The sequence below is a fragment of the Paraburkholderia megapolitana genome, from assembly GCF_007556815.1.
GTDB lineage: Bacteria > Pseudomonadota > Gammaproteobacteria > Burkholderiales > Burkholderiaceae > Paraburkholderia > Paraburkholderia megapolitana.
The window spans coordinates 52,649-65,853 of sequence record NZ_CP041745.1; the positions used below are offsets into that span (position 1 = coordinate 52,649).

Below are 13,205 nucleotides of genomic sequence, written 5' to 3' on the forward strand. Positions count from 1 at the left end.
GGCATGCCGCAGACCACGGAGCGCTACGTCGACACCAGCCGGTGGCCCGGCCGACGAAAATCTCTAAGATGACGCTTCAAGCGCAGGCTGATCCAGGGCGACTGTGTCTACGATGGCCTGGAGTTCAACGAGCAGGTCTGGCTGTTGTGCTTTCAGGTACTGTTGCACCGATTCGTTTTCGATCAGCCTCGCGAGATAACCCTTTGCGAGCACAAGATTGAGCACGTCCTGCCCATACGTCTGCTCTACCAGCTTGTATTGTCCTTGCAGATTACTCATCTCGCGCTCCATTTTCGCCATCTGCTCGGGACCCACACCCGTCAGCTTCCGGGGTTTCTTCCCGTCGACCAGCCGGGAGGCAGGTGTCGCAACGAGCAGCGCTTCGGCATACGGCACGGACAGGTTGTTCGCCGCAGTCATCAACTCTACGCATTCGACCTGCCGTGTCGGTTTCATCTTGCGAAGCGCACGGACCAGTTCCGGTGAAAACTGCCTGTCCTTCAGCAGGTCGGCGGCCTCCGCGCAGATGCCGTTGAGCAACGTCAACCGCTTGAGGATCTGGGTCACGTCAACGGCAAGCGCCTTTGCCAGCCGTTCCGGTGAGACGCCCCGCTCGACAGCGCGCCGGATCATGTGATGCTCCTGGATCGTCGAGAGCCGGTTCACCCTGTTGTTAAAGGTATAGCTCTCGTCGTCAGTCGCGACCAGACAGGCAGCGGTTTCGAACCGGAGATCCTGAAGCACGGTGAGTCGCAGATGACCATCGAGCAGCACATGCTGACCTGACGTGGAGTCGGCAGGCATGACCGACAGTGGCTCAATCATTCCCACCTCCTCGATCGAGCTCCTGATCTGCCTGAACTTGCGTGTAGCTGTCACGCCGGACGATAAACGTCTCGATGGCAGGATATTCGCGACCGGAACCGTAAGCGGTTCGGGAACAAATCCAAGCGCGACGGTGCTCATGCTGAACTCCCGCCAGGCCATACCCGCTCTGCCAGATACTTCGGCAACGTCGCCAGTCCCTCCGCGCGTAGCAGATTGACGAAATTCTCATTGGCGAACAGTTGCCGGAGCGCTCCGACCACGAACAGCAGCCGTTGCTGGGTGAACTCGGCCTTCCTGACCATGGTCTTCTGGCGCTCCACCTCACGCTGATACGTTCGTACCAGGCTCGATGACGTGACGTCCGTTACCTTGCGCGGCATGTTCCGGGCGGACGAACGCCCGAGCGTCTTCCGGCGCTCGATGATCCGCCGGGCGTCTAACAGCTGCTGGCCCCGTAACCTGCCGGATTCATACGCCTCCTGCAGCGCAGTCTGGATGGCTTCGTCGCTGTCACCAGCACCGACAATCGACAGTGCAGCGTTCAGCGGGATCTGCCCTTTCTCCACTGCAATGACAAGCCGCTCCTCGCCGTGATGCAGCAGCGTGAGGATGCCCTGCACGTACTGCATCGTGAGACCCGTCTTCTCTGCGATGGCTCTCGGAGCATAGCCACGTTCCTGCAGGTCACGGATTCCGGCAAGCAGCTCAAGTGGTCGGCACTGCCGGCGCGCAATGTTTTCCGTGAGGCTCATGATGAATGCGTCCTCATCGCTTACGCTGACAACGAGTGCCGGAATGGTCGTTTCACCGAGGGCGCGGAATGCCTTCAGCCGACCTTCTCCGCAAACGAGAAGGTAGCGTTCGATGCCACTCGCGGTTGCCCGCGGCGTGACGACGATCGGCTTCTTCAGTCCGATGGCCTTGATGTTGCCGACGATTTCCTCGAAGACACGGTTGTTCCGCTCTCTCGGGTTGATCACCTCGATCTGGTCGATCGGGATCATCCTGAGCTTGGCCGGCTGCCCGGACTGGTTCATGCGGCTCTCCTCAGCCGCGCACGCTGCGCCATCCCGTACAGATAGTCGAGCGTGTCGAAGCGGTAGCTCTCGAACTCGACTGGATTCCAGTCAGCCAGATGGATACGCGGCTGGCCGAAATCCAGTCGCGGCAGCAGGTAGTAGTCGAGCGTGGTTTCGTTGTTGTGGTCGAGACGGACAGCGACCGTGATATCGGGCAACAAGCTCGTATCGAACCGCACCTTCCAGTGATTGTGGCCCGAGTCATGCGACTGGCAACGCGAGAGGACGATGCAGGCTGTGAATTCATCGTTCACGGTGAGCATGTCGGTTGCAGGGTCGCGTGCGATGGTGCCACCCAGCTCAGCGATCCTTCTCTCTGTCTCGGCGACAATCCCCGGATGCAACTGTCGGAGGAACCGGTTGGTCTCGATATAACGGTAGTCACGACCGGGTGTGAATCCGACAGTCTGATACGCGCGGATCAGGCTGCCGAAGCGATAGGCGTAGACCGAGGCGGACGGCATGCCCTCCGTTTCATCGATCACGACGCCGGACAGGAAACCCCGACTGCGATAGAGGTTGCGCAGGCGCTCGATGAGATCCTCACTGGAGTAGTGCCGGGCGCGCGCCCGCATGATGCCCTGCGCCGTATAGAACGTTTCGCTCTGGACGACGGGCTCAAATGCACCCTCCTTGCGGATCCACATGTCAGGTGGATTGACGATCCGCGCTTTCTTCAGCTTGAACGACACCCGGTTATAGATGTTGTTGCCGATGTATTTCTCGTTGGTCAGTACCTCCCGTATGGTCGCCCGGGTCCAGTCCCGTTCGAGGCAGGTATGAATACGCATGCCGTTCAGACGGGCAGCGATCTCATACTCGTTCAGCGACTCGTCGATGAACCAGCGGTAGATCAGGTTGACGGTCCGGACTTCGCTCTCCGGGCCCGGCATCAGGATGACCCGGTCCGTCTGCAGGCACTTGTGTTCGCCCCGCTGCAGTTCACTTTTCATGAGCCCATGCTGGTCGACCAGGATCCGGCGCAGGCCGTAGCCTGCAGGTCCCCCTTGCCGGAAACCCAGCTCGATCAACCTGCACTGACCGGCAAACACTTTCGCCGACAGCTCACGACTGTATTCACCCGCCATGGCGCGCTTGACGCCCTTGACGATGGTTGAAACCGGCGAGCCGTCGTTCTCGAACTGCTCGGCGCAGTAGGCAACGTGGATGCCTGCACGCCGGCAGATGTACTCGTAGTACGCGCTCTCATCCGCGTCCTGGAATCGTCCCCAGCGACTCACGTCGTAGACGAGGATCACCTGAAAATCAGCCGCACCGCTTTCAACATCCCGTATCAGCGCCTGCAATGCCTGGCGCCCGTCGATGCGCAGGCCGCTTTTTCCTTCGTCGGCGTAAGTGCGCACAATCTCGAAGCCGCGGTGTGCAGCGTAGTCACGTATCCGGTCGCGCTGATTTGTCGTCGAGTATTGCTGGTGCTCCGTCGACATCCGGACATATTCGGCCGCACGTGCGGTCGAGCTGGGCGTGACAACGGATTCGCCTGTGCAATCGAGGTCCACGATCCTGCTCCAGCCAGCGAAGATGCCTCGCTTCGTCGCTCCGGGTACCACCTGGCAACCGGATTCCTGTCGACGTCAGCCGGTGTGGCGCATAAGCGGCTGATGCGGGCGAATAGAAACAAACGTAGCAGGTGCGAGACCGATATCAATCACGTCATCTCTTTGCAATCACGCCGACGAACGGTGAGGGGCAGACAGGACGGCGATGTGCACGGTCCACGCGTTCATCTTTGCAATGCCAGCCTCGAGTGCATCACACAGCAGATAGAAGCCTGACGTGAGTGGCTGGCCGGGAGATGACACGTCCATCTTTGCAACGGGGCCAGCACTTCGCCGTGCGTTGCGCTCGCGCTGCATCGCGCTATTGCGATCACGACATGACGGATGCGTCGCGCGGTAGTGGCGCCAGTAGTCGGCGTGCTGGGCGCACCAGGTGGCCTGGGCCTTGGCCTGATTGGCCCGGTAGTCGGGATCGGTTCGCAGGCGCTCGTGCTGCCAGGCCCGTCGCCGCGCGCGCTGGCAGGCCGGCGATGAGCAGTAGCGTTGATTCGGGACGTGTACGAAGGGTGTGAAGGAGGCGCCGCAGGCGGCGCAGATGCGGTCCGGTTTCATGGCAGGGCTCCACGCAGGTATCGCGGGTGGGGCCAGTCGTGTTCGGGGGCAAGGCCGGTTCGCAGCCAAGTCCACGGGCCGCACGGCCCACCCTCGAAGATTTTCCCGTTTTCTGGCGTCGCTGCCGAGTGATTTCGTTTCGAGGTCCGGGCCTCATCCGAGCGCGTCTGAGCCGGTGATGAACGGGTGTATAAATCGGGGTCGCACCCATGTGCTACTACTTTGGCGCGGAAGTAGGCCAGTCGCACTAACTCTGACGCACCCGACAAGACACTTGTGGCGCGGCCTCATTTAAGTCTTTGATTTTTAGTGTGCGCCGTCGCATTAACTGTGGCGCCCTACGTGTCGTAGGGCGCCAGAGTAAGTGCGACTGGCGCCACAGCTCTGAGACTGTGGGACGAAGCTAATGAGACTGACTTACTTAGACGTGAAGTGACCGCCACTATTGGAGGCGTAGGTCGGAAGAGCAATTGCGGCTGGCGCCACAGGCTTAAGACTGGCAAACGCTGGAGATCGCGAATGCTCTAAGGTTGGGCTCACGATGCGGAGGTCAGGAGTTGGATCCTCCTCCTCTCCACCATCAGATGTTCCAGACAGTTCCAAGATTTTCCGCAAACCTCGTGTCCCGTAAGGTTTGCGGGTTTTTTCGTTTCTGGAGCATCCGACTCCATCCGTTGACTTCCCGTCCTGAAAGGGGAAGATTTTGAGAACTAGAGGCAATCCTGCGAGGGCAGTATTGCCCAAATGGTGCTTACCGATTCCGCCGTCAAGCAATCCCAGCCCGCCGAGAAGCCGCAAGAGTTTTCCGATAGCGATGGTCTATACCTGTTCGCGACGTCTGAAGATGTGGTGATGCCTGCGTACCACGATTGATCTAGCGCCAGATGCTCAACAAGCGTTCACTCACCTACGCCGTTGTCTTGCCGACTAGGGTGGGGTTCTTTCCCATTCAGAGATCGTCCGTGTCCGGTCGGATGGGGAAACTGAACTGGTCGTGATGCACCATCGACTCGGGTTTGCATCCGATTCCCGGCTTCGATCGCAGTGTGTCGTTGGTTTAACGGCCGCGGATTCGGTCGGCTTTAATGGATTTATCCGTAATTTTTTGGATGGAACATGTCATAAAGGATAGAAATCATGGTATGCCCTACTCGTAAAGCCACATATAGGCCCAGTGGCTACCGCCACAGCAGGCGGTAGCCACTCACACACAAAATCGCGGACAGATTCCCCTGGAAAGAAAAATTCCTAAGACCAAGACAGCCAAAACCCTGTTTGGCCCGCGACCATATGGAGTCGGGAACAATATTCAACGAAACCAAGCCGGAATCCAGTGTTGAAGCGCCTTCAATCAACGGCTGTATCGATCGCTCGTAGATGTTTGTTCGTAACGGTAGTTTTACAGTCCTTCTCACCACGCATAGCGTCCCCTTTGGCATCCGGTCCGCTCGACTACATTCAACGATATTGCCTGCCAAAGTCATCCAAAAGACGGACACGACTCGAACGAGCGTCTGGCTTTCTTCTGCACTGCGACGGGCAAGACATTCGGTCAATCGAGGTCGACCGTTTTAACATGGGTTCATCACCTCGGAGCGTACCCTTTAACGTCTCCCGAAGATCTCGTCGATACCGTACGCGACATCAACGGATTGTCGAGCACGCAAGGATTGACGGCATATGCACGAAATCTAGAACAAAATAACCGGTACCAAAGCCAATTTTAGTGAAAGAGAAACTGGACGCGGACATCATTGAAGCCGGTCGTGCTAGCAACCGCTTTAAAGGCATTTGAAGTCGATCAACCATCAAGACGGTAAAAATGGCGGCCATCCGGCCAGATGCGGAAATAGATACCGATATTCGAAATGGGGCAACATTTCAATAATGTTAAATATATTCAACTAGACCGTACCATCGGATAATCCGTTATCGATTATCACCAGTCCATCCAAAAATTATCTATAATCCTTCGACGAAAGAATCATAGATTTACGAATACTGCACCGGGGACAGACAGCATGGCCGCACAGACGCTATACAACACGCTGCGCAGCGGCAGCCCGCAATACAACCGACTGATCAAGCTCGATACGCCGCTCGGCGTTGACTGGCTATTGCCGCTGCAGGCAAAAGGTCATGGCCAGCTGGGTCGCGATACGGAGTTTGTTGTCGATGTGGTGTCTGCACGGGGCAGCTCGATCACGCTCAAATCGTTGATCGCACAGCCGGTTACGTTATGGATACAGCAGCATGATGGCAGTTATCTGCCGTTCCACGGCTACGTACACAAGTTTGACCGTCTGGGATCGGATGGGCCGCTAACTTATTATCAGTTGCGATTGTCATCGTGGATGGTGTTCCTGCGCCTGCGCCGAGACATGCGTGACTGGCAGGAAAAAAGCGGTGACGACATTCTGTCGGATGTCTTTAATCAACATCCTCAGGCGCAAGGCGCTTTTCGCTTCGACCTGCGCCAGCCGATGCGGTCATATTCGAACCGCGTCCAGTGGGAGTATGACTGGAACTTCGTCCAAAGAAGTATGGAAGAGGCCGGTGTGTTTGGTCGCTTTGAATATGCGAAGGACGGCAAGTCGCACAGGCTGGTGGTGATGGATGACCTGTATTTTGCGCCGCCGCTGGACCAGCAGACTGTGCAGTTCAGTCGCGCTGGAACCGATGACGAGGTGAACGGCCTCACGCATCTGCGCGAAGAGCAGCGCATCCAGAGTGCGAGCCTCGCGACGAGCTCGGCAGATTACAAGCGGATGGATCTGCAAAAACGCGTCAATGGCTCGGCGCACAACCTGGATGAGTTACCGGGTCAAGGCGAGGTGTACCAATTCACGGGGGCATATTCCTGGTCGGGCAGAGATCAGGGCGATGATGCTGCGATGGCCTGGACGGAGGGATGGGCATCTCGAGCCAAACGTATTTACGGCGTGGGTGGATTGCGTTGCGCGATGCCGGGCCGTTGGTGTTCGATCTCTGGGCATCCGGTTCTCGACGCAGGTTCGCAGGAAGATCGGGAACTGGCGATTCTGGCAACGACCTGGACGATCCGAAACAACGTACCGGGTGTTGGCGCAGCAAACGATTTTCCGAAGAGTCTTCAGGCTGAAGTCAAGCAGGTGTCCGAAGGTAAAGCCGGCTCGGTGGTGCGACATCCTGACGGCAATGAAGGATTCTTTCAGGTCGAGCTTGAGTTCCAGCGCCGGCGTGTGCCATTCCGGCTTGCGTTCGAGCACAAGAAGCCGGTCATGCATCTGCACCCCGCCGTGATCGCGGGATCGGAAGAAATTTATACGGACGAGTTGAACCGGGTGAAGGTGCTGTTTCCTTGGAATCGCCGCAACGATGGCGATGAGGCGGCATCGGTTTGGGTGCGCTCGGCTTTCCCGGACGCTGGATCACAGCGCGGCGGTACATATCCCCTTCGTAAGGGCGACGAGGTCATCGTGGGCTTCATGTCGGGCGATTGTGACCGTCCCGTGATTCTGTCGAGGATGCACGGGGGCACGACCAAGCCAATCTGGAACGCTAACGGTCTGTTGTCGGGGCACCGGTCTAAAGAATACGGCGGCACCGGCTACAACCAGCTCGTGATGGACGATGCCACGGGACAAAATCGCGTTCAGCTTTATACGACGAGCTCACAGTCGCATTTGCATCTGGGTTATCTGATTCAGCACACCGATAACACTCGAGGGGCCTATCTGGGTAGCGGCTTCGATCTGAAGTCGTCGGCATATGGTGCGATTCGGGCGGCGCAGGGACTGTATGTTTCGTCGCATCCCACGTCTGCGGATCAGCCGCTGGATGTGAGGCAGGCACGGGATCAACTTGTCAGCGCGGAAATGCTGGTGGAGCGGATGTCTGAGGCGAGTACCGCGAACAAGGCGGAGAGTCTGGAAGACAGCCAGAACGCGCTGAAGAAATTTTCCGAAGCTACGCAGTACAGCGTGTCAGGTGCCAGCGGGTCCGGCGGGGGCCGCACAGCAGGTGGCGGTACTGGAAACGCAAACGGGTTCTCGACTCCGATCATGTTGGCAGCGAGCCCCGCAGGCCTCGGTTTATCGACACAAGATTCGGCCCAATTGACGGCAAACCAGCACGTCAGCGTGGTCAGTGGGCAAAGTACGCATATCACGGCGGGAAAGTCGCTGATCGCGAGCGTCACTGAGAAGATTAGCCTGTTCGTGCAGAACGCCGGGATGAAGTTGTTTGCTGCGAAGGGTGCGGTCGAGATTCAGGCGCAAAGCGACGAAATGAAACTGACTTCGCTAAAGGATCTCACTATCGCGAGTTCGAACGGCAAACTGATTCTGACCGCTGAAAAAGAAGTGTGGATTGGCGCGGGCGGCTCCTATATCAAGATCGGCCCGGGCTTGATCGAGAACGGTACAGACGGTCATATCCTCGAGAAGTGCGCGTCGTGGGACAAGCCAGGCGCATCGACGATGCGGGTGCCTGCGCCGATCTCCAGCGTTGACAAGGGGTGCTCGTGGCGTAATGCCTCGGCTTCGGCTAACAGTGCGTCCAGTGTTGTTCTGGGTTGAAAAACATGGCTCTTCCATCCAACGAAAGTGGTTTAGACGAAGACCTGTCCGTACGTGTGGACCGGATGGTCAACGTGTTGCGTGCGTATTTCGCCGCGCATCCTGAGACACATTGTCTGCTGGCAGTCGACCCGGGCCAACGGGCACTACGCGATCGCCCGCAAGCAGGTGTGCTTTTTAGTGAGCAGCCCGTCGCTGCAATCAAAATCGACCACGACGCGTTTCCAGTGGAACATCGTCCGTATCTGATGGAACTCGATCTGTCGACGAAGGTGGGGGTGACCCTGTTGTCGGAGAGCGTCCGTCTGGCATTCGATGATCGGGATCCCGAACGTGTCGCTCAAGGGCAAGGTCAGCGCATCGGCGCGTGGCTGGCCAGCACCGTATCGGCGCAGGCGCTAGCAGCCTACTGGGCGCAGCACGTGTTGCAGACAGATGATCTCGACCGGAAATGCGTTCTCCGGTTCTACGACGCACGCGCACTCAGTTTGATCTGGCCGATCCTGTCCTCCGGGCAGCAACAGGTTTTGCTGGGGCCGGTGATTGCGTGGCATGCGCTCGATGCGTCTGCAAGACCGTGTGTCTATACGGCTCACCGGGCACTACAAAGTGACTTGGCGCTCACGCGTGAACAATGGCAATCCATTCACCGCCACGGATTCGTGAACAGGGCGTTAGGGCTTCACATGGAAGCGATGGAGCGTCAGCCGTTGCCGCAGGAAGTGGAAACCGCTGTTGCCAGTGCTGCGCGCGCGGATGTGTGGCTTGTGGATCCCGATGACAAGGTTGCCTTCATCGGTCATGCATTGACCTGGCATCCGCAGTTCGATCGATATCCCAAGGTGAATCAGATGTTGCGGCAATTGTCGGAAGATGATTTCTATACGGGAGCTATCAGTGCGCTGTCTCTCGAAGAGATCGCAGAGATCCAGAGCGGATCATGGCTCGATGAAAAAACCGTCTCTCCAGACCGGTGATCTGGTTCTGCAATTCAGTCCACTATTCAGATAAGAAGAGAATGTATGGCGACCGTCGAAAAATCATGTGAGAACTGCAAGAAAACTGGTCTGCCGATACTGCCTGTACGCTATACCGTCTTGCCGACACTTGGTGCGCCGATCCTGCCTGGTGGTATCCACGGGAAGGGGGTAACGGACGTCGAGATCAAGGAGCATCGCTACGGGCTACGTACGGTGCGTGAGGGCTGGCTCTATCTCTTTTATGTTGTCGGGCCGCGCGGCAGCAACTATTGGGAAGCCTACAAGATCACCGAGGATGGCCGTTTATGGAAACAGACGCTGCCGCTGCCGCTGGTTCCAAAAACAGATCCGGCGTGCGCGCAGAAAAGTATCGCCGTGCCGATGGACATCATTGCGATCGAGAAGCCGGAGAAATGCACCGACCGTGTCTATATTGCATTTTCTGAGTATGCCTGGCATAAGGACACGTTCAAGCTGTATGCCCAGAAAGAAGCTCTACGCATCCAGCGGATGCAATGGATCGAACCGTCGAAGTGGATCGCGAGCGGCCAGTGCAAAGAAGGACATGCCACTGTCGCGACCGAACAGACGATCGACGCCGTCATCGAGTACATGCCCGGTTTTTATCCAAAGGTGCTGCAACCGGTCAATGACTCAAAAAATGACCCGATGTCCAAGGTCACCGGTGAATATGACCCGACGCACGTAAGGCGCGAAGCTACGCGTTATCCGCTGCATATCCGTCAGGCGACACCTGCATCGGCGAGCGTCGAACTGGTCACGTTGATGAACAATGTCGGCGAGATTGGGAAAAACAAACACTATCCGCCAATGCTGCTGGCACTGTGGGATAGCGTTGGCAATGTTCATGAGCTGAATGGCTTTCGCAACGATGCGGCGAGCATGCTGGGTGTTTATGTGCGAGAGCGAGCCACACAGCTCGACGCCATGCAATCGATTGAGGCAGCAGACATTGCGGTACGCAACGGGGCTGTTGCATCCAAGAGTTGGTGGCGCTCGGCGCTTCAGGCGGGCTTTGAGAACATGGCTAACCAGCCGGGAGCTGGATATGGCGTGATGACGTTTGTGAGCCCCGAACAGCAGGCCGCATCTGACAAACGTATTGCGGAAGCGGGTGAGATTAGTCCGCAGGAGGCGAAGAAGATTGGTGAGGAGGCTTGGCCAAAATATCTGAAAAAACTAGATCAGCCCAAATACAACAACTTCAAGATATGGTTCAAATCTCTTCGCACGGCGGTAAAACAGCTGCAGGCTAGACGTGCCTCTGATGTTGAGGTCTGGCTAAAGGCACCGTTGTTTCTGGCGACGCTGCATGACTATCGCGAAGACAATTTGCCGGACGGTATCGCTTTCGAGGCGGTGATTGCGGAAGCTATCACAGGTCTGCCTTCAGAGGAAACCGGCGCAAAGGTGGTGGAGGATCTGGTCAACAACATGGATGCAACGGCGGCTGGTTCTCTGGTTTGGCGTGCGTTTGCCTATAACCAGAGTGAGCCAAAGGCTGAGATAAAGGAGCTCTTGACGGCCGCGACTTCGTACAAGGCGACTGTTTGGGAAGAGGCGTCGGAGGTGGCAGAAAAGGTCGCCAAGCAGCTTGAGAAATTAAAGACCTTTGTTGAATTCCGCGAAAAGATGGGCGAGGTCAAGGAGCATACATTTGCTATCTCGGCTACCGAAGAAGCACTGAAGAAGATACAGGTAGATCGGTTCGTTATCTCCATCACAGAAGGTCTGTTCAAATGGACGGGATACGGTAAATTCGCTGACCGTGTTGGAGCACGCCTGATCCAGGGCGCGTTGCTGATACGAGTGGGGATCCCACAAGCGGATACGATCGGCTTGATCAAAGAGTCAGCGAAGGCGGATCCTGCGCTGCGCCTTGAGCTGGAGAATGGGTATCGCGCATTGCGTAGCAAAGGAGTTAAGGCAGCAGAGGCCTACGCGCAGACATTGGAGTCCTTAGCCGAAAACGATAAAGGGAAAGCGGTAAGGGCAAAATGGAACGCTGTCAGATTGACTGGTGAGGGGGCGGAAGCGGCGACTGGTATTCGTATCGGCAGTACGCTCATGATCATCGAGCTGTTCTGTTTCGGAGCCGCTCTGATGAAGGCCGACAAAACCCGCGAAGACTACGCGATGCTTGTCGCCAGTGGATTCTCATCAGCTTCGGCATGTCTGCAACCGGCAGCGAAAGCCATGGCGGCGATGGCCAAGGAAGCAGCGGGGACCCTCGCCAATCTTAAGGCAGTTACAGGCGTCTTTAGTGGTATCGCCTCTGGGATTGGATCGGTTATAGATTTTTCGAAATCTTATGACGCTGGTGCTGACGATAGATACGCGTTGATGTCTGCCTATTTCGTTAAGGGATTCTTGGGGTTGTTATCCGCGGCGGCAAATTTACTTACCGCGCTATCGTCAGCCGCTCCTCTAATTGCACGTATGACTGGCGGGCGTGGGGTTGCCTGGTTGGGTAACGTTAGAGGAGCTATCGTAGGGGCAGCGGAGAGATCGGAAGTGCTGGCGAAGACGGCGCTGTCTGTAGCCGACCGGGAAGCTGCTGCAGGTGTGGCAGGCCGATTGGCGGTCGGTGTCGGTGCAGAAGAGGTAGGTGCGGTGGTCGGTGAACGTGCTGCATTGCTGCTTCTTGGTAGATGTATGCTTTACCTCGCAGGATGGGAAGTTGCCGTAGTCCTTACGGTAATTCAGCTACTGATCTGGTATTTTTCGGATAACGATTTGCAGACTTGGCTTGAAAAGTGTGCCTTTGGCAAATCTTCAAAATATCCACCGGGCGAAGCAGGTAAGCAACACGAAGAGTTCGAGAAAGCCTTAGCGGCGGTGGGTCTCCAGGCAAGTGAGGGCTCCGAGTGACTATTGAGATTCCGTCAGTGCCGACTGCACAACTATTACGTGGACGGATCAACAATTTGCGCAAGACGCGCAGAAGCCAGGACTTTTTCTTTACAGATGAGGATCGGGCGAGGATGGGCGCGACCGCGATTGCGGCGGGGCTGGCCGGACTCGGTGGTATTGCTACCGGCTTGGCTGGCATGGCCATGGATACAACCGAGGAGGCAGATCTGCTCGAGTTCGATCTGGATGGTCAACGTATCAAGGCTTGGGTCTGGTTGTCCGTGTTCAGCGAGGATGATGAGGTGGAGGTTGTTGCAGAACAATGGGGCAATACATGGCAAGGATATGGGATACGTCGTACCAGTGACAAAATTGTCGCGCTTCATCCACATTGCAGTAGGGGAAGGTATGCGCACTATCGCGCGTCGTTGAGATGGTGGATGAAGATTTTTCTGCCATTTCTAGGGTTATCTTATTTAATTATGGGGATTATTGCTGTTGTAAAAAACAGCATGCCGCTAGAGAATCTGATGTTTGGGTGTCTGATTGCAGGAGGTGTGACTGCAGTGATTTTCGGTTTTATTGGAATTCGTATCTCCAGAAAATTCATGGGCTTTGTTCGTCTTGCCGAGGGAATTTTCAATGGTTTTGGTTGGAAGGATGTCCGGAACATTGATTTGCCAGCGATCACAAAGAAGAGCAAAAAATCAGATGATCCAGGTCCTTTGGGTGTATTGTATTTCCGCTACTAAT

At 56.5% G+C, this 13,205-nt stretch carries 8 protein-coding genes; 4 read left to right on the forward strand and 4 right to left on the reverse strand.

Annotation, left to right across the window (positions count from 1 at the left end; translation table 11 throughout):
• Positions 1-63 precede the first annotated feature (63 nt).
• The 4 genes from FNZ07_RS13570 to FNZ07_RS13585 all read right to left on the reverse strand — a co-directional run bounded on the left by FNZ07_RS13570 (position 64) and on the right by FNZ07_RS13585 (position 4,039).
• On the reverse strand, positions 64-966 hold the full coding sequence (locus tag FNZ07_RS13570) for a plasmid partitioning protein RepB C-terminal domain-containing protein (RefSeq protein ID WP_091019544.1): 903 nt from the start codon (positions 964-966) through the stop codon (positions 64-66).
• Positions 963-1,865, reverse strand: a complete 903-nt coding sequence (locus FNZ07_RS13575) for a plasmid partitioning protein RepB C-terminal domain-containing protein (RefSeq protein WP_091019260.1) — start codon at positions 1,863-1,865, stop codon at positions 963-965. Before FNZ07_RS13575 ends, FNZ07_RS13570 begins: the two co-directional genes overlap by 4 nt.
• Entirely contained in the window at positions 1,862-3,427 is a 1,566-nt protein-coding gene (locus FNZ07_RS13580; RefSeq protein ID WP_091019262.1) for a recombinase family protein, read from the reverse strand. The genes FNZ07_RS13575 and FNZ07_RS13580 overlap by 4 nt, the downstream gene beginning before the upstream one ends.
• A 168-nt stretch (positions 3,428-3,595) precedes the next feature.
• Positions 3,596-4,039 (reverse strand): hypothetical protein, encoded by a 444-nt coding sequence (locus FNZ07_RS13585; RefSeq protein WP_091019265.1) that lies wholly within the window; start codon positions 4,037-4,039, stop codon positions 3,596-3,598.
• A 2,021-nt stretch (positions 4,040-6,060) separates the two neighbouring features.
• Here FNZ07_RS13585 and FNZ07_RS13590 point away from each other — a divergent pair.
• From FNZ07_RS13590 to FNZ07_RS13605, 4 genes are read left to right on the forward strand one after another with little or no spacing between them, the layout of a single operon-like run.
• Positions 6,061-8,598, forward strand: a complete 2,538-nt coding sequence (locus FNZ07_RS13590; RefSeq protein WP_091019267.1) for a type VI secretion system Vgr family protein — start codon at positions 6,061-6,063, stop codon at positions 8,596-8,598.
• A gap of 5 nt (positions 8,599-8,603) precedes the next feature.
• Positions 8,604-9,575 (forward strand): DUF4123 domain-containing protein, encoded by a 972-nt coding sequence (locus tag FNZ07_RS13595; protein ID WP_091019269.1) that lies wholly within the window; start codon positions 8,604-8,606, stop codon positions 9,573-9,575.
• A 45-nt stretch (positions 9,576-9,620) separates the two neighbouring features.
• Positions 9,621-12,470, forward strand: a complete 2,850-nt coding sequence (locus FNZ07_RS13600; protein ID WP_091019271.1) for a T6SS effector BTH_I2691 family protein — start codon at positions 9,621-9,623, stop codon at positions 12,468-12,470.
• A complete protein-coding gene (locus FNZ07_RS13605) occupies positions 12,467-13,204 on the forward strand; it encodes a putative type VI secretion system effector (RefSeq protein ID WP_091019274.1) in 738 nt (245 codons plus the stop codon). The genes FNZ07_RS13600 and FNZ07_RS13605 overlap by 4 nt, the downstream gene beginning before the upstream one ends.
• Position 13,205: the final 1 nt, after the last annotated feature.